20 protein-coding genes and 1 tRNA gene are annotated in these 23,802 nt (G+C 63.8%); 14 read left to right on the top strand and 7 right to left on the bottom strand.

What is annotated here, in order from left to right:
* Positions 1 to 44: 44 nt before the first annotated feature.
* Positions 45 to 1,520, top strand: coding sequence for a M48 family metalloprotease (locus Q9K02_RS07655; RefSeq protein WP_305932362.1), 1,476 nt, complete (start codon positions 45 to 47; stop codon positions 1,518 to 1,520).
* 84 nt (positions 1,521 to 1,604) lie between these two features.
* Here the strand turns inward: Q9K02_RS07655 and Q9K02_RS07660 are convergent, their stop codons facing one another.
* On the bottom strand, positions 1,605 to 1,778 hold the full coding sequence (locus tag Q9K02_RS07660; protein ID WP_305932363.1) for a Flp family type IVb pilin: 174 nt from the start codon (positions 1,776 to 1,778) through the stop codon (positions 1,605 to 1,607).
* A 118-nt stretch (positions 1,779 to 1,896) separates the two neighbouring features.
* A complete protein-coding gene (locus Q9K02_RS07665; RefSeq protein ID WP_305932364.1) occupies positions 1,897 to 2,076 on the bottom strand; it encodes a Flp family type IVb pilin in 180 nt (59 codons plus the stop codon).
* Positions 2,077 to 2,168: 92 nt separating this feature from the next.
* On the opposite strand from Q9K02_RS07665, the gene Q9K02_RS07670 reads away from it, so the two are divergent.
* Positions 2,169 to 2,591, top strand: coding sequence for an NUDIX domain-containing protein (locus Q9K02_RS07670; protein ID WP_305932365.1), 423 nt, complete (start codon positions 2,169 to 2,171; stop codon positions 2,589 to 2,591).
* A 44-nt stretch (positions 2,592 to 2,635) separates the two neighbouring features.
* Positions 2,636 to 2,712 (top strand) — tRNA-Arg (locus Q9K02_RS07675).
* Positions 2,713 to 2,813: 101 nt separating this feature from the next.
* Here the strand turns inward: Q9K02_RS07675 and Q9K02_RS07680 are convergent.
* A complete protein-coding gene (locus Q9K02_RS07680) occupies positions 2,814 to 3,206 on the bottom strand; it encodes a metallopeptidase family protein (RefSeq protein WP_305932366.1) in 393 nt (130 codons plus the stop codon).
* 93 nt (positions 3,207 to 3,299) lie between these two features.
* On the opposite strand from Q9K02_RS07680, the gene Q9K02_RS07685 reads away from it, so the two are divergent.
* From Q9K02_RS07685 to folE, 3 genes are read left to right on the top strand one after another with little or no spacing between them, the layout of a single operon-like run.
* Entirely contained in the window at positions 3,300 to 3,791 is a 492-nt protein-coding gene (locus tag Q9K02_RS07685; RefSeq protein WP_305932367.1) for a hemerythrin domain-containing protein, read from the top strand.
* A 14-nt stretch (positions 3,792 to 3,805) separates the two neighbouring features.
* On the top strand, positions 3,806 to 5,344 hold the full coding sequence (locus Q9K02_RS07690; RefSeq protein WP_305932368.1) for a phospholipase D-like domain-containing protein: 1,539 nt from the start codon (positions 3,806 to 3,808) through the stop codon (positions 5,342 to 5,344).
* Complete coding sequence (gene folE, locus Q9K02_RS07695; protein ID WP_305932369.1) at positions 5,341 to 5,952, top strand: GTP cyclohydrolase I FolE; 612 nt, start codon at positions 5,341 to 5,343, stop codon at positions 5,950 to 5,952. Before Q9K02_RS07690 ends, folE begins: the two co-directional genes overlap by 4 nt.
* Before the next feature lie 172 nt (positions 5,953 to 6,124).
* Here folE and Q9K02_RS07700 read toward each other — a convergent pair whose 3' ends face one another.
* The gene (locus tag Q9K02_RS07700; RefSeq protein WP_278327040.1) at positions 6,125 to 6,604 is read right to left on the bottom strand and encodes a peroxiredoxin; all 480 of its coding nucleotides are present in this window, start codon (positions 6,602 to 6,604) and stop codon (positions 6,125 to 6,127) included.
* A 224-nt stretch (positions 6,605 to 6,828) separates the two neighbouring features.
* Here Q9K02_RS07700 and ahcY point away from each other — a divergent pair, with 224 nt between their 5' ends.
* The 8 genes from ahcY (at position 6,829) to trxA (ending at position 19,647) form a co-directional block, all read left to right on the top strand.
* Positions 6,829 to 8,244, top strand: a complete 1,416-nt coding sequence (ahcY, locus tag Q9K02_RS07705; RefSeq protein ID WP_305932370.1) for an adenosylhomocysteinase — start codon at positions 6,829 to 6,831, stop codon at positions 8,242 to 8,244.
* Between the two features lie 73 nt (positions 8,245 to 8,317).
* Positions 8,318 to 10,660, top strand: coding sequence for a sensor histidine kinase (locus Q9K02_RS07710; protein WP_305932371.1), 2,343 nt, complete (start codon positions 8,318 to 8,320; stop codon positions 10,658 to 10,660).
* A complete protein-coding gene (gene tsaE, locus Q9K02_RS07715; RefSeq protein WP_305932372.1) occupies positions 10,657 to 11,094 on the top strand; it encodes a tRNA (adenosine(37)-N6)-threonylcarbamoyltransferase complex ATPase subunit type 1 TsaE in 438 nt (145 codons plus the stop codon). Before Q9K02_RS07710 ends, tsaE begins: the two co-directional genes overlap by 4 nt.
* Complete coding sequence (locus Q9K02_RS07720; RefSeq protein ID WP_305932373.1) at positions 11,091 to 12,080, top strand: aminoglycoside phosphotransferase family protein; 990 nt, start codon at positions 11,091 to 11,093, stop codon at positions 12,078 to 12,080. Before tsaE ends, Q9K02_RS07720 begins: the two co-directional genes overlap by 4 nt.
* Positions 12,077 to 12,799, top strand: a complete 723-nt coding sequence (locus Q9K02_RS07725) for a nucleotidyltransferase family protein (RefSeq protein WP_305932374.1) — start codon at positions 12,077 to 12,079, stop codon at positions 12,797 to 12,799. Before Q9K02_RS07720 ends, Q9K02_RS07725 begins: the two co-directional genes overlap by 4 nt.
* Positions 12,792 to 15,797 (top strand): double-strand break repair protein AddB, encoded by a 3,006-nt coding sequence (gene addB, locus Q9K02_RS07730; RefSeq protein ID WP_305932375.1) that lies wholly within the window; start codon positions 12,792 to 12,794, stop codon positions 15,795 to 15,797. The genes Q9K02_RS07725 and addB overlap by 8 nt, the downstream gene beginning before the upstream one ends.
* Positions 15,794 to 19,273 carry a double-strand break repair helicase AddA gene (gene addA, locus Q9K02_RS07735; protein WP_305932376.1) on the top strand — a complete coding sequence of 1,160 codons (3,480 nt, stop codon included), beginning with the start codon at positions 15,794 to 15,796 and terminating at the stop codon, positions 19,271 to 19,273. The genes addB and addA overlap by 4 nt, the downstream gene beginning before the upstream one ends.
* 53 nt (positions 19,274 to 19,326) lie before the next feature.
* Positions 19,327 to 19,647, top strand: a complete 321-nt coding sequence (gene trxA / locus Q9K02_RS07740; protein ID WP_278327032.1) for a thioredoxin — start codon at positions 19,327 to 19,329, stop codon at positions 19,645 to 19,647.
* Here trxA and Q9K02_RS07745 read toward each other — a convergent pair.
* The 3 genes from Q9K02_RS07745 to Q9K02_RS07755 are packed head-to-tail and all read right to left on the bottom strand — an operon-like array spanning position 19,644 to position 23,776.
* Entirely contained in the window at positions 19,644 to 20,453 is an 810-nt protein-coding gene (locus Q9K02_RS07745) for an inositol monophosphatase family protein (protein WP_422785421.1), read from the bottom strand. The genes trxA and Q9K02_RS07745 overlap by 4 nt on opposite strands.
* Entirely contained in the window at positions 20,450 to 21,676 is a 1,227-nt protein-coding gene (argJ, locus tag Q9K02_RS07750) for a bifunctional glutamate N-acetyltransferase/amino-acid acetyltransferase ArgJ (RefSeq protein WP_305932377.1), read from the bottom strand. Before argJ ends, Q9K02_RS07745 begins: the two co-directional genes overlap by 4 nt.
* A 39-nt stretch (positions 21,677 to 21,715) precedes the next feature.
* Positions 21,716 to 23,776, bottom strand: coding sequence for a spermine/spermidine synthase domain-containing protein (locus Q9K02_RS07755; protein WP_305932378.1), 2,061 nt, complete (start codon positions 23,774 to 23,776; stop codon positions 21,716 to 21,718).
* Positions 23,777 to 23,802: the final 26 nt, after the last annotated feature.

The raw sequence follows: 23,802 nt of genomic DNA on the forward strand, positions 1-23,802 counted from the left end.
ACTTAGACCGCCAACCGGCGCTCGTTACGCAAGGGGAACACCTCATGTCGCGCTCCAAGTCCATATTCGCCGCAACAACTGCATCCTTGTCGCTCGCCCTCGCGGGATGCGCGGCCGTCGGTGGCGGCCCGATCCCCGATTCGTCGGCTCCGATTACGCAGAGCGAAGCACAGATGGGCGCCGAGGCCCATCCACAGCTTCTGAGCGAATTTGGCGGCGCGATGACCGGATCGCAGGCGCAATATGTCGAGCAGGTCGGCCAGAATATCGCGGTGCAGTCGGGACTGGGCAATGCTCGCAGCGCCTTTACGGTGTCGCTGCTCAACAGCTCGGTAAACAATGCTTTCGCGATCCCGGGCGGCTATGTCTACACGACGCGCCAGCTCGTTGCCTTGATGAACAACGAGGCCGAGCTTGCGGGTGTTCTCGGGCATGAAGTCGGACACGTGGCCGCGCGCCACTCGCAGCGCCGCCAGCAGGCGGCCCAGCGTAACACCCTGCTCGGCGCGGCAGGAGCGATCCTGTCCGGCATCCTTCTCGGCAATTCCGGCCTCGGCCAGCAAGTCGGGCAGACTTTGCTGCAGGGTTCGCAGCTCCTTACCCTGCGTTTCTCGCGCTCGCAGGAGCTGGAGGCCGACGAACTCGGTATCCGCTATCTCAACCAGGCGGGCTACGACCCGCGCGCGATGGCGACCGTGCTGAATAGTCTCGCCCAGCAGAATGCGCTCGACGCCCGTGTTCAGGGCCGTGATAACGCGACCGTTCCCGAATGGGCATCGACTCACCCGGACCCCGCCAGCCGCGTCCAGACTGCGCTGTCCAAGGCGCAGGGGATGACCGGCGTTACCAATCGCGACACATTCCTCAGCCGGATCGACGGTCTGCTCTATGGCGACGATCCGCAGCAGGGCGTGATCGAAGGGCGCGAGTTCATTCACCCGGAACTTCGCCTCGCCTTCACCGCGCCACAGGGTTTTTACATGGTTAACGGGACAAGCGCAGTGACCATCAACGGCCAGAGCGGGCGGGCGCAATTCACCCTCGCGCCCTATAACGGCGACCTCAGCTCTTATGTCTCGACGGTATTTGCCAATTTGAGCTCGGAACAGAACCTTCGTCCGCAGTCGATCCAGCGCACGACGGTGAACGGCTTGCCTGCAGCATATGGCTCCACACGTGTGCAGTCGGGCAATGGGCAGGTCGATGTGACTGTATTCGCCTACGAGTTCGCCGACGATCGCGCCTATCATTTCTTGGCGATAACCCCGGCCGGTCAGGCCAGTTCGTTCAATGCGATGTTCTCGTCGATGCGCCGCATCAGCGCGCAACAGGCAGGCAATGTAATCCCGCGGGTCGTCGATGTGGTGACCGTGCGGAGCGGCGACACTGTGGCATCGCTGGCACGGAACATGGCCTATGACGACAATCAGGTCGCGCGTTTCCGCGTTCTCAACGGGCTTTCGTCCGACGAGAACGTCACCCCTGGGCAGAAGGTCAAGGTTGTCGTGCGCGGTCGCTGAGCAGTCGAAGAAACTTCGGCAAGACATAGAAAAGGCGGCGGGGAAGTACCCCGCCGCCTCTTCTCTTGCTGTAATCCGTTGGGATTAGGCGTTGGCGTCAGCCATGGTGGTGTCGAGCGTGTTGAACGTGGTCGACAGTTCTTCACCGAGGCTCTGCATTGCGGTGATGGCAGCAACTGCGATCAGAGCAGCAATCAGACCGTATTCGATAGCGGTGGCGCCTTCTTCGTTGCGGCGCAGCTTGTTGAGAAACTTCATGTCATGTCTCCTGGTTCAGTCTTCATTCCCGGCCCTCTCCGACTAGGCGGTTCGAGCGATCGTGCTTTTGCAGGTAAGGTGTTGAGAAATCCCTAATGCCTTGACCAACAAATCTGCCTCATGCTCCCGTGGCGGTGACGACTGCAGTGGTAATATCGGTCCACATATCAATGGCCCCTTCACCAAATGCTTGTACGGCACCCACCATCGCGAAGAAGATGAGAGCAGCGATCAGCCCGTATTCGATAGCAGTGGCACCGCTTTCGTCGCGTCCCAGATTTTTCAGGAAATCGACCATTGAAACCGTTGCCCCATCCGTCTGTTTGTCGAAGCTGACATCGGCGGGATACGGTCTCGACCGTTAAGAAAAAGTTGAGGAGGCAAACGGAATTGGAAAAAATCCCGACATGGCTGCCCGTTGTTGCCCTCGCTCTGGCCGACGCGCAGGGGCGCTGGCTCATGCATCGTCGACCCCCCGACAAAGCCCATGCGGGACTCTGGGAATTTCCGGGCGGCAAGGTCGAAAATGGCGAAAACCCGGTGCAGGCGCTGGTTCGCGAAATCGAAGAGGAGCTTGCGTACAGGCTGGATAGCGAGACTCTTCTGCCTGCCGGATTTGCTCAGGAGCCGGCTTCGGTCGGAAGCGCCCAGATTGTCATCCTTCTTTACACATCGCTGTGGGACGGCAGCCCGCTGTCGACGCAGGAGGGCGGCGAAGTCGACTGGTTCCGGCCCGAGGAGATTGCGAAGCTGGACAAGCCGCCTCTGGACGTGGCGCTGGCCCAGGGGCTGTTCGAAAAAGCTTCGCATTAGGGATTGCCAAGGAATGATGCCCCCCTTATGTGGCCCCCTCCAACGCGCCAGTAGCTCAGCTGGATAGAGTACCTGACTACGAATCAGGCGGTCGGAGGTTCGAATCCTTCCTGGCGCGCCAAAAAAGCCCATGACCTGTGAGGGTCGTGGGCTTTTTTGGTTCTATCACGGGGGAAGTTGGTGGCATGCAACCTTTTCCGGCACACCATGGGTAGCTTCCTCTCAGGCCTCGTCCTCGAGACTGTGCATGTCGTCGTCGCTGAAGCCGAAGTGATGTCCCGCCTCGTGCACCACCACGTGGCGGACGAGGTCGTCCATCTGCACGCCCGTCGCGCGCCATTCGGCAATTAGCGGCTCTCTGAACAGCCAGATCCGCGCCGGCATCCTGCCGCTGTTCCAGATCGACCGGTCGGGCAAAGCTTCGCCTTCGTACAGCCCGGTCAGTTCCCATTTGTCCTGTAAGCCGACTGCCTCAAGCTGCTCGGGGGTCGCGAAATCCTCGACCTGCAGCACGATATCCTGCATTTGCTCGCGAAACTCGCCGGGGAGAGCGCGCACTACCGCCTCTGCCATCTGCTGCATCTGGACTGCGGTGGGGCCTGACCGGTGGTGCATCGTACCTTCGAATATGAGAGGCGCGGACGCTGCATGCAAGCAATCGGAACCCGCGTCAGCTTAACCTGTTTGATAGGCAAAGGAGACAATCCCATGGCCACCAACGCAGAAATATTCGACCGCCTCAAGCAGGATCACGACACGCATCGCGAGTTGCTGGACAAGCTGATGGAGACGAGCGGCGACAGTAGCGAACGGGACGAACTCTTCACCGAATTGACGAAGGAACTGAAAAGCCACGCTGCGGCAGAAGAGCAGGCGCTCTATTCGACCATGCTCCGCAAGCCGCCCACGACGGACGAGACCCGCCATTCCGTGGCCGAACACCACGAAATCGACGAGGCGCTGAACGACCTTGCGGCGACCGACATGTCATCGAGTGCGTGGCTGACCAAATTCAAGGAATTCGATCACCAGTACCGCCACCACATCGACGAGGAAGAAGAAGACCACTTCCCCGATTTCGAGAATTACCTCGATGATGATGACCGCGCGCACATGGAAAAGGTGTTCGAGCGCCGCAAGGAAGAGGAAAAAGCCGAAGCCGAGGTGACTCCGGAAAAGAAGGAAGATGCCAAGGAATAGGCTCGGCGGGGGGTATGGACACGCACGAGCAGGACCCGACACAGGTCACCCGGCTGGACGATGGCGTCGAGCCGGGTGTCTGGCGTTATGAGAAGGTCAAGCGCGCTGCCGTCATCATCGATGCGGCCGATTATTTCTCCGCGATGCAGGCTGCGATGCTGGAGGCCAGACACCGCATCTTCCTGATCGGATGGGACTTCGACACTCGTATCCATCTCGCCGAAGGTCGCAGCTGGTGGCAGCGCAGCTACAAGGACAAATATCCGGCGCGCCTGGGGAGCTTCTTTTCGTGGCTGATGCGCAATCGACCGACACTTGAAATCCGGATTCTCAAATGGAGCTTCGGTGTATTCAAGTTCGTCGTGCGCGGATCGATGTGGTGGGATCTGATACGTTGGGCGCGGCACCGCCGAATCGACTTCAAGTTCGACAGCGCACATCCGGTCGGGTGCAGCCACCACCAGAAGATCGCGGTTCTCGACAATTCGCTGGCGGTGTGCGGCGGGATCGACATGACGGTCAAGCGGTGGGACACTCGCGACCATGCCGAAGACAACCCGCTGCGCAAAACGCCGCGTGGGCAGGCTTACGAGCCTTGGCACGATGCCTCGATGATGATGGAAGGCGATATCGCCGATGCGTTGAGCGAATTGGGTCGCGACCGCTGGATTCGCGCCGGCGGGACGCCCTTGCTGCCGATCCAGAAACGGGAAGAGAGCCTTTGGCCTAAAGGGCTGGAGGCGACGTTCGAAGACGTCGAAATCGGCATCGCCCGCACGCGCGCCGAGTATCGCGACTGGAAGGAAGTCCGCGAGATCGAGACTCTGTTCGTCGAGCATATCAAGCGGGCGAAGAAATTCATCTACGCGGAGAGCCAATATTTCGCATCGCGCGCGATCGCCGAGGCGATATTGGAGCGGGTGCAAGAAGACAATCCGCCCGAAATCGTCATCGTCCATCCTGCACACGCCGATGGCTGGCTGGAGCAGCAGGCGATGGACCATGCCCGGGCCGAACTGGTCAAATGTATCGAGGATAACGACAAGAAGGGCCGCTTCAGCATCTGGACGCCTGTCAGCGGCATTACGCATATTTACGTGCACGCGAAGATCATGATCGTCGATGACGAGATTTTTCGCATTGGTTCGGCCAATATGAACAACCGCTCGATGGGCCTCGACAGCGAATGCGACGTATTTGTCGATTGTGCGCGCGAAGGAAACGGGCACGCCTGCGAAGCGATTGCGAAAATCCGCTATTCCCTGCTGGCCGAGCATTGCGGGCTGGACGAGAAAGAAGTTCCCGAGTTGCTAGAGCGGCAGGGATCGATGACCGCGATGATCGATCATTCCATCACGGAAGACGGGCGCAACCTGATCCGGTATCATCCACCCGAATTGAACGGAGCGCAGGAAGAGGTCGCGGAAAGCGGTATGCTCGATCCCGAACGCCCGGACGATATGTTCGAGCCGTTTGCCAAAGGCGGCCTTTTCCGCAAAGGGAGCAGGCTCGAACGGGCTCGCAACCGATGGAAAGGCAAGTGGCGTAAATGAGCAGCCTGGTTGGACCAGACGAAGACGATCCGCGCGGCAAACCGCCGGTCCCGGAACACGTGCAGGATGCAATCCGCACGCTCATCGAATGGACGGGTGACGACCCTTCGCGCGAGGGGTTGCTGGATACGCCCGCGCGCGTGGCCCGTGCGTGGAAGGAGTATTGCGTCGGCTATACGGAAGATCCGGCCATTCACCTCGGCCGCGTGTTCGAGGAAGTCGGCGGCTATAACGAGATCGTCCTGCTCAAGGATATCCCGTTCCAGTCGCATTGCGAGCACCACATGGCCCCGATCATCGGTAAGGCGGCGATCGCTTACCTGCCCAATGATCGCGTAGTGGGTATCTCGAAACTCGCCCGCGTTTTGCATGGCTTCGCGCGTCGGCTGCAAGTGCAAGAGCGGCTGACCGCCGAGGTCGCCGACTGCATTTGGGAAAATCTGGAGCCACAGGGCGTCGCCGTCGTGATTGAGGCGTCGCACAGCTGCATGACGGCGCGCGGTGTGCGTACGCCGGGGGTGGGCATGATAACCAGCCGGATGATGGGCACGTTTCTCGAAGACCAGCGCAGCCGCAAGGAAGTGCTGAGCCTGATGGGCTACGGCTGACCGCTCAGTCGCCGATCAGTTTCTCCGGAAAACCGCGGGGTTCTCGTTTCGGCGCGGTCTCGCCTGTCCGGTTTCGTTTTTCTTCGCTCCCCTGCGGAAACGACTGCGCCCCGCCTTGCGAATCGGGCAAGGCGGGGGGCGATATTGTCCGCAGCTGGGACGGCTGTCGTTGTCAGAGCTGGCCGAGCATATGCTCAGCGCTGGACACCGAGAAATCGCCCGGCGCTTCGACATTGAGCTCCTTCACCACGCCGTCTTCGACCACCATCGAGTAACGCTGTCCGCGTTTGCCCATGCCGAAGCCCGAGCCATCCATGGTGAGACCGACCGCTTCCGCGAAATCGCCATTGCCATCGGCCAGCATGGTGATGTCGTCACTGCCGGCAGAGGATTTCCAGGCCCCCATTACGAAAGCGTCGTTGACGGCCGTGGCCACGATTTCGTCCACGCCCTTGGCTTTCAGCTCGTCGGCCTTCTCGACATAGCCAGGAAGGTGGCGCGCCGAACAGGTAGGCGTGAAAGCACCCGGTACCGAAAAGAGAGCCACTGTCTTGCCCTTGAAATACTCGCCGGACTGAACCTGCTCGGGGCCGTTTTCCGTCGCCTTGACCAAGGTCACATCGGGCAGCTTGTCGCCCACCGAAATCGTCATCGCTGAATTCCTTGTCTGTCCCGTCCGGTGCCGAGGTAGGCCGCGCGGGCTGCCCATGCAACCGGTGTCCCGGCGAAAACCAGCTCGTCGGGCACTCGCTTGGCGGCGACCCGAGCGGCAGGCGGCGAGAATTGCTTTCGCCCGAGGGAGGGGGTAGGGGCAGCGCCATACGGCATCGCCCCTTCCGCGTGCGAGGCCATTCTCTTCAAATATCTCTCGAGGACATGAGCGTGACCGCATTTTCCGACTACGTCATCAAGGACATCGCGCTGGCTGATTACGGCCGCGCTGAAATCAATATCGCCGAAACCGAAATGCCGGGCTTGATGGCTCTGCGTGAGGAATACGGCGAAGAGCAGCCGCTGAAGGGCGCGCGCATCACCGGCTCGCTGCACATGACGATCCAGACCGCCGTGCTGATCGAAACGCTGGTCGCGCTGGGCGCCGACGTGCGCTGGGCGACCTGCAACATCTTCTCGACGCAGGACCATGCGGCCGCTGCCATCGCAGCACAGGACATTCCGGTGTTCGCGATCAAGGGCGAAAGCCTGGCCGATTACTGGGACTATGTCGGCAAGATTTTCGACTGGTCCACGGATGAGGACCCCGACCAGACCGCCAACATCATCCTCGACGATGGCGGCGATGCGACAATGTTCGCCCTCTGGGGCGCCCGTATCGAAGCTGGCGAGGAACTGCCCGAGCCGCAGAATGCCGAGGAAATCGAATTCCAGCGTGCGCTCAAGGCTTTCCTGAAGGATCGCCCCGGCTACCTGACCAACTCGGTGAAGAACATCGTCGGCGTTTCGGAAGAAACCACGACCGGCGTCCACCGCCTCTATCACCTCGCCAAGCAGGGCAAGCTCCCGTTCCCGGCGATCAACGTGAACGACAGCGTCACCAAGTCGAAGTTCGACAATCTTTATGGCTGTCGCGAATCGCTGGTCGACGCCATCCGACGCGCGACGGACGTCATGCTCTCGGGCAAGGTCGCCTGCGTCGCCGGCTTCGGCGATGTCGGCAAGGGTTCGGCCCAGTCGCTCCGCAATGGCGGCGCGCGCGTACTCGTAACCGAGATCGACCCGATCTGCGCGCTGCAGGCCGCGATGGACGGCTTCGAAGTCGTCACCATGGAAGAGGCCGTGAAGGTCGCGGACATCTTCTGCACCGCCACCGGCAACGAACACGTCATCACCGCCGAACACATGAAGGCGATGAAGGACAAGGCGATCGTCTGCAACATCGGCCACTTCGACAGCGAGATCCAGATCTCGGCACTCGACAATTACGAGTGGACCGAACTCAAGCCCGGCACCGACCTCGTCAAGTTTCCCGACGGCAAGGAAATCATCGTGCTGGGCCAGGGGCGCCTGGTGAACCTCGCCTGCGCGACCGGCCACCCGAGCTTCGTTATGAGCTTCAGCTTCACCAACCAGACGCTGGCGCAGATCGAGCTGTGGACCAAGGGCGACGAGTACAAGAACGACGTCTACGTCCTGCCCAAGCACCTCGATGAAAAGGTCGCGGCGCTGCACCTCGACAAGCTCGGCGTGAAGCTGACCGAGCTCAGCCAGAAGCAGGCCGACTACATCGGCGTTCCGGTCGAAGGGCCGTTCAAGCCCGAACATTATCGCTACTGATCGATGATCCTTTGCGGGGAGTTGCAATGGCTTGCCATTGCATCCCCGCGACAGGCGGCATAGCTGGCAGGTAATGGAAATCTCGCCTGCATTGCTGGCCCTTGTCGGGTTGTTGCTTGCGCTCTGGACCGCCGCGGCGGTCTGGGTGATGCTGCGCGCGAGCGGGCGGGAGCAGAAGTTCGCCTCTACCCGCAAGTCGGCGCTGCGGATGGCGCGGATGCTGGAGGAATCGCCTGCGGTTCCATTGCTCGTGCGGGCCGATGGCCGGATCGAAGCGCCCGACCGTTTCGCGCGTTGGCTAGGCCTTTTGAAAGTGCCGGAGTTTCTCAGCGAACTGACCGGCGCCGATGGAAACGGCCTCAGCGAAGAACAGGTCGAAGAGCTGACGAGCAAGGTTCGTCGCACGCAAAAGACGGCCAAGCCCTTCCGCATGTCGCTCGCTGTCCCGGGGTCGGAGCGTGCGCTGACGCTCAGCGGAACGCTGGCCGATCCGGCAGTTTCGCCGAATGGTGCCGCGCTGGTCTGGGTGTTCGACTATAGCGAAAGCCAGACCGAGCTGAGCCAGCTGCGCGAGGAAGCGGCCCGCGCCAAGGACGATTTCGGCGCGCTCGTGGGCCTAATCGAAGCGGCGCCCATGCCCATGTGGTTTCGCGGCGGCGACATGAAGCTGCGCCTCGTCAACCGCGCCTATGTCGAAGCTGTCGGGGCCCAGAGCGCGGACGAAGTGGTCACCAAGCAGGTCGAGCTGGTCGAGACCGTCGGCGGGCGCAGCGCATCGCAGGTCGCCCAGCAGGCCGCCGACCGCCGCCAGCCGATCGAGCGCATCGTGTCCGCCACTATCAACGAAGCACGCCGCACTATCCGCGTTACCGACCTGCCGTTGGTCGGCGAGGGCATCGCCGGCTACGCGGTCGATATCGAAGAGATGGAAGAGCAGGCCCGCGAATTCCGGGCCTTCCGCGAAGCGCAGCGTTCCATGCTCGACCAGCTCTCCATCGGCGTTGCGCAGTTCGATGCGCAGCACCGCATGACCTTTGCGAACCAGCCGTTCCACCGCGTTTTCGCTTTGCCGCCGGGCGTGGTGAACGATCGCACGACCTTCGAGCACATGCTGCTGATCGCGCGCGAGGCGGGGCGGATTCCCGAAGTCCGGGACTTCCCATCGTGGCGCAACGAGTTGGTGAACTGGTTCCAGCGCGACGAGCCGCACGAAGAGGCATGGCCCCTGTCCGACAGTACGCACCTGCGCGTCGTCGCCCAACCGCTGCCCGATGGCGGCTTGGTGATGATCGCCGAAGACCGGACCGAACAGCTGGCTCTCTCGGCTACGCGCGACACGCTGTTGCGGACGCGTACCGCAACCTTCGACAGCCTGTTCGAGGCGCTTGCCGTCTTTGCACCCGACGGTCACCTCGAACTCTGGAACCGCAGCTTCCCCGGCGCCTGGGGGTTGGAGCCTGAAGTTGTCGATGGACATCCGCAGGCCGAAGACCTGCTGGAAGCCATCGCCGGCAATCTCGCCGATCCCGGGGCTATCGACGTGGTCGGAAATACCATCCGTTCGGCCACGCTGGATCGCAAGAAACGCACGGCGCGGGTGGAACTGGCGGATGGACGCACGCTCGATCTCGAAGGGGTTCCGCTGCCCGACGGCAACGGCCTGCTGACCGTGCTCGACGTAACTGCATCGCAGCAGGCGGAAGAGGCGCTGCGCGAGCGGAACCGGGCGCTCGAGGAAGCGGATGCCGTGATGACGCGCTTCCTCGCCAATATGAGCTATGAATTCCGCACACCGCTGACCTCCATCGGCGGGTTCGCCGAACTGCTTTCGAGCGGCATCGCCGGCGAACTCAGTCCGCAGGCGGTGGAATATGTGCAGGCCATCTCGCTGTCGGTCGGCAAGCTGACCGAGCAGGTCGAGAACGTCCTCGACCTGTCGCAAAGCGAGGCGGGGCTGATGCCTCTGAACACCGCCAAGATCGAGCTGCTGCCCTTCATCACGCAAGTGGTGCGCGCAGAGGAAAAACGGATCGTCGACGGCGGCCTCACGCTCGATCTGAAGGGCGGGGCCGGCAAAGTGGTGACTGCCGATGCGCAACAGCTCCGCCGCGCTATCGCGAACCTGCTCGACAATGCCATTTCGGCGACCCCGCAGGGAGGCCGTATCCAAGTCGAACTCGGCAAATCGCGCGGCGAGACGAAGATCGTGATCTCCGATAATGGCCGCGGCATGAACCAGCATGAACTGGCCCGCGCGCTCGAAGGCATTCGCATGGCGGCCGATGGCAAGGGGATCGAGCGCCGCCATGGCCTCGGCATACCGCTCGCCCGGCAGCTGATCGAGGCGCATGACGGCAAACTGGAAATCGTCAGCCGCCCAAGTTCCGGCACGACCGCGACCATTACGCTGCCGTGACGATTGCCTTACCCAATCTCGTTGCGATGGAAGCACTGGGTGCGCGCATCGCCGTCCTGCTCCAGCCGGGCGATGTGGTTGCGCTTGCCGGCGATTTGGGCACTGGAAAGACGACGCTGGCGCGCGCTATTTTGCACGCTCTTGGCCATCGGGGCGAAGTGCCGTCACCGACCTTCACGATCATCGAAACCTATGACGCCTTGCACCCGCCGATAGTGCACGCCGATTTCTACCGCCTCCGCCATCCCGACGAAGTGTACGAGCTGGGCCTCGACGACTACCGCGACGGTGCCGCACTCATCGCGGAATGGCCCGATCACGCAGGAGGGTTCGCCCACGAGCCGGGCTGCCTTTCGATAAGGCTCGAAAAAGTGGGCGAAGGGCGCGAAGCCGTTGTAACCGCAGGCGAGACTTGGCAAAGCCGCTGGCCATGAGCGCAACGCTACCCCACGGACTCCACGCATTTCTCGGCGACACCGAATGGGAGGGGGCGGAAATCGCTCCGCTCGTCGGCGATGCCAGCTTTCGCCGCTATTTCCGCCTCCGCATGGGCGATCGCAGCGCGATGCTGATGCATGCGCCGCCGCCGGAGGAAGATCCGAAACCGTTCTTGCATGTCGCCGATTGGCTGACCGCAAACGGGATGCGGGGGCCGGAAATCTATCTTCAGGATGCGGACGCCGGATGGGTGCTGACCGAGGACTTCGGCGATCACCGCGTGCGCGAATGGATCGACGATCATCCCGACGACGAGCACGATATCTATGCCGGTGCGATCGAGGCGCTGGTCAAGCTGCATACGCTGCCGCCGGGGCCGTTTCCTCCATACGACATGGCGACTTACTTGCGCGAAGTGGACCTCTTCACTGAATGGTACTGCCCCGCCGCAGGTCTGAATGTCGATCAGAAGGGTTGGACCGCAGCCTGGCGCGAGGTGCTGGAGCCATTGCTGTCGCGACAGGATCCGGGCGTCACCGTGCTGCGCGACTATCATGCGGAGAACATTATGCTGCTGGAGCCGGGGAAACTCGGCGGCGAGCAGGGGCTGATCGATTTCCAGGACGCGCTGGTCGGCCACCCGGCCTACGATCTCGTCAGCCTGCTGCAGGATGCGCGGCGCGACGTCTCCGAACAGTTGGAGCATGACATGCTGTGCCGCTACCGCGCCGCAGCCGATCCGGGCGAGCATTTCGAGGCCGACTACGCGCGGCTCGGCGCGCAACGGAATGCGAAGATCGTCGGCATCTTCACTCGCCTCTACAAGCGCGACGGCAAGTCCCGCTATCTCGCGATGATCCCGCGCGTATGGCGCGCCATGGAACGCGATCTCGCGCATCCGGTCGCGGCGCCTCTCGCGGCGTGGTTCGCGGCGAATATTCCGGCGGACCTTCGCGAGAATGGAGGCGGCGAAATCACGTGAGCGCTCTCGTTTCCGACACCGCGATGCTGATGGCCGCCGGGCTCGGCAAGCGGATGCGCCCGCTGACGGCCACGACGCCAAAACCCTTGGTGCGGGTGGCGGGAAAGCCGTTGATCGACCGCGCGCTCGACCGGATCGAGGATGCGGGGATCGAGAAGGCGCTGGTCAATGTCCACTATCTCGCCGATGCGATCGAGGCGCATGTCGGACCGCGCAAGGCTCCGGCGATCAGCTTCTCCGACGAGCGCGACCAGTTGCTTGAGACCGGCGGCGGCATGGTCAAGGCACAGGCTGCCGGTCAGCTGCCCGACCCGTTTTTCGCCTGCAATGCCGACAGCATCTGGCTCGACGGTCCGCGCAATGCTTTCGCCGAGCTTTCCGCGCGCTGGGACCCGGAGCGGATGGACGCGTTACTGCTGGTCGTCAGCCACGTCCGGGCCTTCAATTTCGACGGCACGGGCGATTTTTACATGGATGCCGCCGGGCGCTTGACCCGTAAGCAGCCGGAACGGATCGCGCCGTTCATCTACACCGGCATCCAGGTCGTGTCGCATCGGCTGCTCCGCGATGCGCCCGAGGGCAAGTTCTCGACCAATATCCTGTGGGACCGCGCGATCGGGGAAGGGCGCCTCTTCGGCCTCGCCTTCACCGGCGAATGGTACGAAGTCGGCACGCCGCAACACATCGCGCCGACCGAGGAAGCGTTGCGGGGTGGCTGAGCGCCCCGAGCCCAGCATCTATTCCATCGCCGCCCACCGCGGGTTTGCCGACGCCCTCGTGGCCGGCCTCGTGCCGCGCTATCGCGAGCCGGACTTCGGCCTTGCGCGTCTGACGCTGTTGCTCCCGAGCAGCCGCGCGCGCCGCACGATCTCTGAGGCCTTCATCCGCCACGCGGGTGCGGCTGGCGAGAGCGGACTGCTGATGCCGCGCATGGCGATTATCGGCGATCTCGACCTCGACGAGACGCTCGGACCGTTGCTCGATCCTCTCGGCGCGAGCGACATTCCCCCTGCGATCGATCCGCAGCGGCGGCTGTTCCGGTTGGCGCAGCTGATCGGCGAGGAGCTCGGCGAGAAGGCACCGGGCGGCGCGGGTCTGTTGCGTCTTGCGCGTGAGGCTGCATCGACCATGGACCGTCTGCTGGTCGAAGGCGTCGGGCCGGAGGAACTGGTCGGCGACCAAGTGCTTGACCTGTTCGGCTCGCTCGCCTCGCATTGGCAGGACAGTCTTCGTCTTTTCGCGACCGTACAAGCCAAGTGGCTCGCCGAACTGGACGCGCTGAGCATGCTCGACCAGGCCGCGCGGAGGAACCGGCTGTTCGATCATGCAGCTGCGTTATGGCGCAGGGAGCCGCCCGCCACGCCGGTGATTGCCGCAGGTGTGACCAGCGCAGCCCCGTCGCTCGCGAACCTTCTGCGCGTCATCGCCCATATGCCGCAGGGGGCAGTCATCCTTCCCGATTTCGATCTGACGATGGCTCAGGCGACCTGGGACGAATTGGGCAGGGCTGGCGCCGCGCCCGAGCCGGGCGACACGCCGTTCGCGAAGGATGACGCGGTCACTCACCCGCAATATCACCTCAAGCTCCTGCTCAATCGCATGGCGATCCGGCGCGAGGAGGTACAGCCTTGGTACCGCAAGGGCATGACCGCCGCTCCGCCGGAGCGCAGCCATGCGATCGGCTCGCTGTTCCTGCCCCCGGAGGCCAGCAAGAGCTGGATCGACCTTCCGGCGGAAAAGCGGCGCCTTTCGGGTGTGCGTCTGATGACGACAGCCAATCCGGAAGAAGAAGCGCAGGCGATCGCGCTGCTGGTTCGCGAGGCAGTCGAGCAGCCTGAGCAGCGCGTAGCGGTCGTGACGATGGATCGCGGGTTGGCACGCCGGGTGGTCCATCATCTGGAACGATGGAATATAGTCGCCGACGATTCCGCGGGACGTCCGCTGTCGGCGACTGCGGCCGGCAGACTGCTGCTGGTGCTCGCTGAAGTGATGGCGGAGGATGCCGCGCCGGTTCCGCTGATGGCGCTGCTCGGCCATCCGCTGGTTCGCGGCGATATGGAGCGTGGAACATGGCTGCGACAGCTGCGCCGGGTCGAGCGCGAACTGCGCGGACCGCGCATGATCGGCGGTCTCGAGCCGGTGCGCAGGATTGTCGCGAAGCTTGCAGACAGCCACCCCCAGGCTGCCGAATGGTTTGTGCAGGTCGAGGCGATTCTCGTCCCCTTGCTGGACCTGCCGGATGAGGCGCCGCTCGCCGATCTGCTCGACGCGTTGGTGCTCGCCGGAGAAGCGCTTTGCGGCGAGGCTCTATGGGCGCGCGAAGACGGCCGTTCGCTCGCACAATTCGTCGAGGATCTGCGGGCCAATGCGCGCGAAGTGAAGTTCACGCTGGCGCGCAAGGAAGCGTCCGTCGCCCTTCGCGATGCGATGGAGCAGGTCGCGGTGCGCCCACCCTATGGCGGCCATGCCCGCGTGCAGGTATTCGGCCTGCTCGAAAGTCGCATGAACCGCGCGGATCTCGTCATCTGCGGAGGCCTAAACGAAGGTAGCTGGCCGCCTCGGGGTAGCGTGGACTCGCTGCTGGCACCGCCCTTGCTCCGCAGACTCGGCGTTCCCGGAGGCGACTTCCGGCTCGGCCTGTCCGCACACGATCTCGCCGGGGCTCTCGGCGCACCGCAAGTTGTGCTGAGTCGGGCCGAGCGTGACGAAAGCGGCCCGACCATCCCTTCGCGCTTCCTCCTACGGGTCGAAGCGTTGCTCGGCAGCCTCGCGGAGAATCATCGGGAACGTCGGATGGTGGAACTAGCGCGGGCGATGGGTCGGGCAAGGCCGATGGAGCCACACTCGCGGCCCGCGCCGACACCGACTGCGGAGCAGCGCGATGTCGACATCTCGGCCACCGCGCTCGACCGGCTGCTCGGCGATCCGTACCAGTTCTATGCGCAGAAAATACTGCAATTGAGCGACCTCGACGCGCTCGATGCAGAACCCGGGCCGCTGTGGCAGGGCAACGCCGCGCACTTGATCCTCCAGCGCTGGCACGAAGCCCGCGAGAGCGACCCGTGTGCTCTTCTGGCCCCGATCATGGACAGTGTGCTGGATGAGGAAGGGGCCGACCCGGTGACGCGCGGGCTGTGGCAACCGCGGCTCGAAGCGGCTCTGCGCTGGATCGAGGAGCAGGTCGATGGTGTGCCCGAGCGCAAGGTGTTGGCCGTCGAGAAGAAGGGCGCGATGATCTACGACAATGTCCGCGTCCATGGCCGGGCGGACCGGATCGACAGGCTGCCCGATGGCGGCCTCGCCATCGTCGATTACAAGACCGGCTCACCGCCCAGCGCTGCCATGGTCGAGCAGGGCTTCGCGCTACAACTCGGTATCCTCGGCCTGATTGCGGAACGCGGCGGATTCGACGGCCTTGCGGGCGATCCGGAGAGTTACGAATACTGGTCGCTGGGCAGGGCTAAGGGCGAGAACGCGCATGGGTTCGGCTATGTCGAAGTGCCGCTGAAGGTGGGCAACAAGCGCAGCGGTGTGACGCCAGAGGAGTTCCTGCCGCTGACCGCTGCCAAGCTGTCCGAAGCGATTGCGCGCTTCGTCAAGGGCTCCGATCCCTTCACGGCGCGCGAGAACCCCAACTATCCAGCCTACGATACTTACGACCAGCTGATGCGCCTCGACGAGTGGATCGCGACGCAGGACGGGGAGGGCGCGGCGTGAGCGGCATTGTCTATCCCCTCCAGGGTAAGCAACGCCCGGCGGTCGAGCCGCAAGACAGCGTCTGGCTCTCGGCCAGCGCGGGCACCGGCAAAACGCAGGTCCTCTCCGCGCGCGTGCTTCGCCTGCTGCTGGAGCCGGGAGCGGACCCCTCCCAAATATTATGTCTGACCTTCACCAAGGCTGGCGCGGCGGAGATGGCGGTGCGCGTCAATTCGGTGCTGGCGCGCTGGGTGCGGATGGACGCGGTCAGGCTTGCCGAGGAGCTGGGCTATCTGGGCGCTCCGATCGATCCCGAGACCCAGTCACGCGCCCGTGCGCTGTTTGCGCGCGTGCTCGATTGTCCCGGCGGCGGGCTGCGGATCGATACGATCCATGCCTTTGCGCAATATCTGCTGGCGGCCTTTCCCGGCGAGGCGGGACTCTTGCCGGGATCGCGCCCGATGGAAGACCGCGAGCGCGACTTGCTGAGCCGCGAGGTTCTGCACGACCTGCTGCAGGAGGGCGATGCCCGCATTCTCGAGGCGGTAGGCGAGATGAGCCGACGCAAGGGGCCCGATGCCGTGCGCGGATGGTTGATGCGCTGCGCACGTCACATGGACTTGTGGGAAGGACAGGCAAGCTGGCAGCCCCCGATGCAGCCCCGCATCCGCCAGCTGCTCGGCATACCGAGCGATGCCGACGAAAAATGGGTCGCGGACGCCTGCTCGGACGATGCTTTTCCTGTTGAAGACTTGCTCGCCTGCAGCAGAGCCAATGCGGAATGGGGAACGGCGACGGGGCTTAAAAACGCGGACTTCGCCGCATCATGGTTGGCGGCCGGTCCGGAACAACGACTCGCGACCATCGATGGCTTTTTCGGCACCCTCCTGACGAAGAAGGGTGAGCCGAGCAGGCTGTCTAACCTCGAGAAGATCGATTCGGCCTACCCGGGGCTGATCGCCAGCGTTGTCGATGGCGTCCGGCTGGTTAGCGAACGCAAGGCGCTGCTCGATCTTGCAGGGTTTCTCGCGCCGCAGCTCGAAGCGGGCCGGGCCTTTGCGCTCAGATGGCAGGAGGCCAAGCAGCGCGAGGGGCTGGTCGATTTCGACGATCTGATTGCGCGCGCTGCCGAGCTTCTCTCGCGTAGCGATATGGCGGACTGGATCCGCTACAAGCTCGACCGCAGTTTCGACCATATTCTCGTCGACGAAGCGCAGGACACCAACAGCGCGCAATGGGCGATAATCAAGGCGCTGACCGACGACTATTTCTCCGGCGAAGGCGCGCGCGGCAACGCGGTGCGGACGATCTTCACCGTGGGCGACTACAAGCAGGCGATCTTCGGTTTCCAGGGCACCAGCCCGGAGAATTTCCGCAGCGCACGCGACTGGTTTCGCGACCGCATGGATGCGACGGCCGATGCCGCCGAGGCCCTGCGTGACGCGCCGCGCCCGCGGCGGCTCGAGGAATACGGGCTGGAACGCAGTTATCGCACCAATGCCGTGGTGCTCGATTTCGTCGACCGCGCGATCGATGCGATCGGCTATGACGGCCTCGGTCTCGATCGAAGGGACGAGCCACATGTCGGCAGCGACAAGCCCGGGCTGGTGACGCTGTGGAAAGACGTGCGTGTCGCCGAAGATGCCATGGAGGATGCTGACGGCGGCAATGGCTGGCTCGCCCGCCACGACCGCATGATGGCGGACAAGATCGCGCGACAGGTCAGGCAATGGCTGGACGAGGAAGGACCGGGCTTCACCCTATCCAAGGGCGAGCCGCGCCGCGCCACGGCAGGCGACATCATGATCCTCGTCCAGAAACGTCGTGAGCTTGCCGCGTTGATCGTGGCGCGCCTTTATCGCCATGGAGTGCCGGTGGCGGGCGTCGACCGTCTGCGCCTGGGCAACCCGCTCGCGGTCAAGGATCTGATGGCCGCGATCCGGTTCGCCGCGCAGCCGCTCGACGATCTGACGTTTGCCTCGCTGCTGGTGTCGCCGCTGATCGGCTGGTCGCAGGAGGACCTGCTGGAGCACGGCTTTCGGCCACCTCAGATGCGCCTGTGGGAGCATCTGCGCGAGAGCGAGGCGCCGCTGGTGCGAATAACTGTCGCGTCCCTGCGCGAAATCCTGCGCCGCGCCGACTACGACAGCCCGCAGCAATTGCTCCACTGGATTCTCGTCGGACCGATGGATGGCCGCCGCAAGCTGGTCGCGAGGCTTGGCCGCGAGGCGAACGATCCGATCGACGAATTGCTCAACGCAGCGAATGCCTACGCCAGCGCGCATGTTGCGAGCCTGCAGGGCTTCATCCGCTGGTTCGATGCGGGAGACGGCGAGTTGAAGCGCGAAGCGAGCGAGGGCGGAGACCAGGTGCGGGTGATGACCGTGCACGGCTCGAAGGGGCTACAGGCACCGATCGTGATACTCGCAGATGCGGCCATTCGCCCCGATGGCGCAGGAGAGCTGGCGCTGGAGGACCGTCCGCTTGGTGCAGACGATGCTCGCGCCGTTCCGCTGCCCGGGCTTACCAAAGACGAAAAGGTCGGGCCGGTCGCCGATATCGATGCGGCGGAAACGGCCAAGGCGATGCAGGAGCATTGGCGGCTGCTCTATGTCGCGATGACCCGCGCGGAGGAGGCGCTGTTCATCGGCGGATCGCTCGGCCCGCGCGATGCGAAGAACGGGCCGCATGAGGATAGCTGGTATGCGCGGCTGCGCGACCTGTTCGATGCGGACGAGGGGCTGGAAGACGAGATCTGGGGCGCACGGTGGGAGATCGGGGCGCTGGGGCCATCGGTGCCGGTGAGTGCCGAAGTCGCGACAAACGCCATCCCGCAGCTACCGGCGTGGGCGACAACTCCGGTCGGCCCGGAACCGCGGCCGCCACGGCCCCTCTCGCCATCGGGCCTCGGCGAAGTGGAGGGCAGCGATCCGCCGCTGCCGCCCGATCATGCGGCACAAGCGGCGCGCCGAGGCACGCTGATCCACGCGTTGTTGGAGCGGATGCCGCAGGTCGCGCCCGACCAGCGCGCCGATCGTGCACGCGAATGGCTCGCACGGCAGGGCGGCGACTTTGACGCAGAAGCGCGCGAAGAAATGCTGGGTCGGGCGATGGCGGTGCTCGATCACCCCGACTTCGGCGCGATCTTCGGGCCCGAAGCGCTGGCCGAAATACCGTTGGCCGCGACGGTAGAAGGGCAGGTCGTCATGGGCGTGGCCGACCGGCTGCTGGTGACGGCCGACACCGTGACGGTCGTCGATTTCAAGACCGCGCGGCGGCCGCCTTCTGACCTCCATGACGTGCCCGACAGCACGATGCGCCAGATGGCGGCATACATCGCGGCGTTGGAGGTGATCTACCCGGGCCGCACAGTCGAAGCCGCCATACTCTATACCCAGACGCCGCAGCTGATCGCCTTGCCGCCCGCGCGCCTCGATGCCTACAAGGGCGCGTTTGCAGCGCGGCAGGAAAGCTTTGCCCTGCCATCCGTTGAGTAATCGATGCCCGCCCCCAAATGGGCTCGCGACAAAGAATTTCAGGAGATACCCCCATGGCCACCACCGCCGTAACCGACGCCAGCTTCAAGTCCGACGTGCTGGAAAGCGACAAGCCTGTGCTGGTCGATTTCTGGGCCGACTGGTGTGGCCCGTGCAAGATGATCGCACCCGCGCTCGAAGAACTGAGCGAGGAACTGGGCGACAAGGTCACCATCGCCAAGATGGACATCATGGAAAACCCGGAAGTGCCGGGCGGCATGGGCGTCCAGTCGATCCCCTATCTCGTGCTGTTCAAGAACGGCGAGCCGGCGGCGCACATGCGCGGTGCAGCGCCCAAGGGCCAGCTCAAGCAGTGGCTCGAAGGCGAGCTCTAATCCAGTTTCGCATAGCGTTCGGCCAGCTCATCCCACAGGGCGGGGCTGGCCGCACCCACCAGGCCCGTGCGGCCCACCTCGTCCACGCGATAGGGTGAGCCGTTGGGCCGCGCTGCTTTTCCGCCCGCCTCGTTGAGCCACAGCGCTCCGGCTGCGTGGTCCCAGGCCAGCGTCCGCTCGAAGATCGACACGTCGTTCACACCTAGTGCCAGCCGCGGATATTGCTCGGCGGCACAATAGGGGATGTCGACCAGGTCGTAATGCGGCGCGATATGCGCCTTTGTGGCTTCGCGTCGCGCTTCTTCCATGAAGACGAGCGAGATGGCCGCCACCGGTCGAGTACCGTCAGTCGATCGCGCCGACACCTTCTGACCATCGATGAAAGCGCCTTTCCCGCGATGGGCGGTGCAGAGGCGGCCTGACAGGCAATCGTATATCCACCCGGTATGTGCTTCGCCGCCAGAGGCCATCGCGATCAGGATGCCGAAGGGTGGTCTTCCGGCTGCGAAGTTGCGGGTGCCGTCGATCGGGTCGACGATCCAGCAGTCGCCGGACAAACGGTCGAGGACAGTAGGATCGGCATGGGCCGCTTCCTCGCCGACCATGGCCAAGCCGGGAATGATCCGCGACAGGCCCTCGCTCAGCATAGCCTCGCTTTCGCGGTCGGCAATGGTGACCGGATCGTTGCCGCCCTTGTCCTCGATGTCGCCGTCCGCGAGATTGCGGTAATGCGGGAGGATAGCCTTCACTGTCGTTTCCCGCAGCAGTCGTTCGACTGCCGAATGCAGAGCGTCGATGTCGCTCACGAGCGATAGTCGGCGTTGATCGAGATGTATCCATGCGTCAGGTCGCAGGTCCACACCGCCGCGCAGCCTTCGCCGATGCCGAGGTCGACGTCCATGCGGATTTCCTGTCCGGCGAGATGCTGTGCCACCGGTCCCTCCTCGTAATCGGGCAGGGGCTGCCCGTCCTTCGCCGCCCATGTGCCGCCGAAGCCGATGGAAAGCCGGTCGCGATCTGCCGGTTCGCCGGCCTTGCCCACTGCCATCACGACGCGCCCCCAATTTGCATCGCCGCCCGCAATGGCAGTCTTCACCAGCGGCGAGTTCGCAATCGCGAGACCCACGCGACGCGCACTTTCATCGCTTTCCGCGCCCGAAACCGCGATCTCGATAAATTTCTGTGCGCCTTCGCCATCCCGCACGACCAGTTGGGCCAGCGTCCGGCAGACCTCGAGCAGGGCGGCGTAGAAGGCGTCTGCCCCGGCATCGTCCCACCCTGCCAGCGGTGCGTTCCCGGCTTTCCCGGTCGCGAAGGCCAGCACCGTGTCGCTGGTCGATGTGTCGCCGTCGACGGTGATGCAGGAAAAGGTCGCGGCGTTCGCCTTATCCAGCATTTCCTGCAGGAAGACGGGCTCCACCGCCGCATCTGTGAAGACGTAGCCGAGCATCGTCGCCATATCGGGCGCGATCATGCCGCTACCCTTGATGATCCCCGCCAGTTCGACCCGCGTTTCGCCCAGGATCGCCGTGGCAGAGGCGCCCTTTGCAAAGGTGTCGGTCGTGCCGATGGCATCGGTCGCGTTTCGCCAGCCGCAGGGTTGCGCCTCGAGGGCCGCATCGATCCCCGCTCGCGCCTTGTCCTTCGGCAGCGGCACTCCGATCACTCCGGTCGACGAAACGAATACGTCACTCGGCTCGCAATCGAGCGCGCCGGCGACCTGTGCCATGATCTGCTCGACCGCTTCGCGCCCGCGAAAGCCGGTGAAGGCATTGGAATTGCCTGCATTTACGACAAGCGCGCGGGCCTGACCAAGCTTTACTTGCTCCCGGCCCAGTTCGACCTCGCTGGAAGCACACGCGCTCTTGGTAAATAAGCCCGCGACGCTCGTGTCCGGAGCCAGCTCCACCAGCGTCAGATCGCAGCGGTCCCAATTCTTGTACCGTGCCCTTGCGACACGCAAAGTCACACCCTCGATGGCGGGCAGCTCGGGAAAGGGAACGGCGAGGGGGGAGCGGGCGAGGTCCATGCCTCGCGCGCTACCCCCCGATAATCGCTTTGCCAAGCGTCAGGCGGTGCGTGCGGCCCCGCGCGGCACCAGCCAGAAGGCGAGGCCGTAAAGCAGCAGCGTAGCGATCAGCAGGTTGTTGTACCCGCTGAACAGCGCGAGATACTCGAGGCAGCCGCCCACGATGGTCCCGATCAGGTTCAGCGCGAAGGCGCTCTGCGAATTGGACGATTCCCGGAAGCGCTTCGCGAAGGCGATATTCGCGAGATAGATCGGCAGGAAGGCCAGAACCGTCCCCGCGATCAGGCGCGGCCAGAAAGACAATGCAAGCAGCCATTCCGGCTTGATCACCCATGCCGCGGCCAGCGATACTGCGATGGCGGCAAACACGACCTTCAATGGCGGCGTCTTGAACTTGCGCTCGGTCTCGACCGCGGCCAGCACCACCACGAGTACGCCTGCGAAGACGAGCGCGTTCACGAACCAGGTGGTGCCGAACAGCAGCGCGAAGGTCGCGATGTTCTTCGTCTCGAGCAGCAGGAAGGCTGCGCCCATGAAGAACAGGTCGGCATAGGGGCGCATTTCCTTCAGCGGCCCACCCAGCACGCGCACGGTCAGTACGGTGACGGCGAGGATGCCGAACAGGGTGATTGCGTAGAGCGGCGGGAAACCGTTGCCGCGGAAGTAGAGGAACGGCGCATCGTCGCTGACCGTGCCGACTTCGGCGGCGGATGCACCGGGCGTCCATGCCCCATCGCAGGTTTGCGACGACTCTTGCTTGGCGACCGAGATGACGGCCTGCTGCCCGGCGAAAGTATCGACGCAGGGCGCGTGGCCGAACGCCTTGGCGGCAGTACCGGCCAAGCGGTCGATCAGCCAGTCCTCGCGGTAGTAATTGTACATGGCGAAGGCACCGTCCTCGGTCAGCACGCGGTTGACCGATTGCAGGGCTTCGTCGGTGAAGAGGAAGCTTTCGAGGCGGATCTGCGACGCACCGCTCACCAGCGTGAGTGAGTCGGGCAGGGCGAAGAGCACCAGATCGTATTTCTTGTCGGTGTTCTGCAGGAATGCGCGGCCATCATCGACATGGCGGGTGACGCGCGGATCGTCATAGGGGCGGTCGATATTGTGCGCCGCGCCCAGTTCCATGATGACGGGATCGATATCGACTGCATCGACCGATTGCGCACCCTTCGACAAGGCAATGGCGACGTCCGAACCGGAGCCTGCGCCGATGATAAGGACATTGCCGAGATCGCCGACCGGCAGGCGGTTGTATGGCATCTCGTAGATGTGTTCGCCTTGCTCGATCTTCCACTGGGCGGGGGCCATCAGCTGGTGCGGCACGCGATTGGCGCGGATTTCCATGAAGCCCGGCATGCCTTCCTTGGCCGTGGTTTCGACTTTGTAATAGGGCGACCAGTAGATGTCGTCGCGCAGGCTCTCCTGGCCCAGCGGCACCAGCAGGGCCACGCACCAGGCAAGGCTTACCAGGCGGCGCTTGGGATCGGTTAGAACTAGATAGGGTACGATGGCCATCAATCCCCAGACGATCGACGGCGCGCGCAGGAAGCTGAGCGCTGTAAAAGTCAGGATGCCGGCGAGCGAACCGATGAGGTCCCAGCGATAGGCGGTGAGCGGGGTCAGTTTGGCAAAGCAACGTCCGACCAGCTCGGCCGGACCGGCGAGGATGGCAGCGACGGTCACAAAGACCAAGGGCAGCGCGAGCCATGCGGGCGGGCCGTAAACCTTGAGCGAGGAGAAATAGATGATGTCCGAGCCGCTCTGCTCGATCGTGACCGGGAATTTGACCACGGCGATGACCAGCACCGCGAGCAGGGGCAGGGAAAGCGGCCAGATCGACCAGCTTTTCCGGCTGATCAGGAAACCGGCGCCGATGCCGAGGAACGAGCCGAGCAGGACGAAATTCGAGAAATAGGACAGGTGCACGACATTGGCGCCCAGCCAGCGGATCAGCGCCAGCTCCACGAACAGCATCGTGAATGCGGCAAGGATCAGCCGGCGGACCACCGCCGGATTCTCGTCGATCGCTTTCTCCGCAGTCGTTTGAGTTCCATTGCCGCCAGCGAATGCGGCGTTGTCGGCAGTGATGTCGGTCAATTCGTTTCCCCCCGGTGTCGGGCGTG

It is taken from the genome of Qipengyuania profundimaris, from assembly GCF_030717945.1.
GTDB lineage: Bacteria > Pseudomonadota > Alphaproteobacteria > Sphingomonadales > Sphingomonadaceae > Qipengyuania > Qipengyuania profundimaris.

Coding starts and splice junctions, on each gene's coding strand:
- Q9K02_RS07655 (WP_305932362.1), top strand. CDS start 45: ATGTCGCGCTCCAAGTCCATATTCGCCGCAACAACTGCATCCTTGTCG.
- Q9K02_RS07660 (WP_305932363.1), bottom strand. CDS start 1,778: ATGAAGTTTCTCAACAAGCTGCGCCGCAACGAAGAAGGCGCCACCGCT.
- Q9K02_RS07665 (WP_305932364.1), bottom strand. CDS start 2,076: ATGGTCGATTTCCTGAAAAATCTGGGACGCGACGAAAGCGGTGCCACT.
- Q9K02_RS07680 (WP_305932366.1), bottom strand. CDS start 3,206: ATGCACCACCGGTCAGGCCCCACCGCAGTCCAGATGCAGCAGATGGCA.
- Q9K02_RS07685 (WP_305932367.1), top strand. CDS start 3,300: ATGGCCACCAACGCAGAAATATTCGACCGCCTCAAGCAGGATCACGAC.
- Q9K02_RS07690 (WP_305932368.1), top strand. CDS start 3,806: ATGGACACGCACGAGCAGGACCCGACACAGGTCACCCGGCTGGACGAT.
- folE (WP_305932369.1), top strand. CDS start 5,341: ATGAGCAGCCTGGTTGGACCAGACGAAGACGATCCGCGCGGCAAACCG.
- Q9K02_RS07700 (WP_278327040.1), bottom strand. CDS start 6,604: ATGACGATTTCGGTGGGCGACAAGCTGCCCGATGTGACCTTGGTCAAG.
- ahcY (WP_305932370.1), top strand. CDS start 6,829: ATGAGCGTGACCGCATTTTCCGACTACGTCATCAAGGACATCGCGCTG.
- Q9K02_RS07710 (WP_305932371.1), top strand. CDS start 8,318: ATGGAAATCTCGCCTGCATTGCTGGCCCTTGTCGGGTTGTTGCTTGCG.
- Q9K02_RS07720 (WP_305932373.1), top strand. CDS start 11,091: ATGAGCGCAACGCTACCCCACGGACTCCACGCATTTCTCGGCGACACC.
- trxA (WP_278327032.1), top strand. CDS start 19,327: ATGGCCACCACCGCCGTAACCGACGCCAGCTTCAAGTCCGACGTGCTG.
- argJ (WP_305932377.1), bottom strand. CDS start 21,676: ATGGACCTCGCCCGCTCCCCCCTCGCCGTTCCCTTTCCCGAGCTGCCC.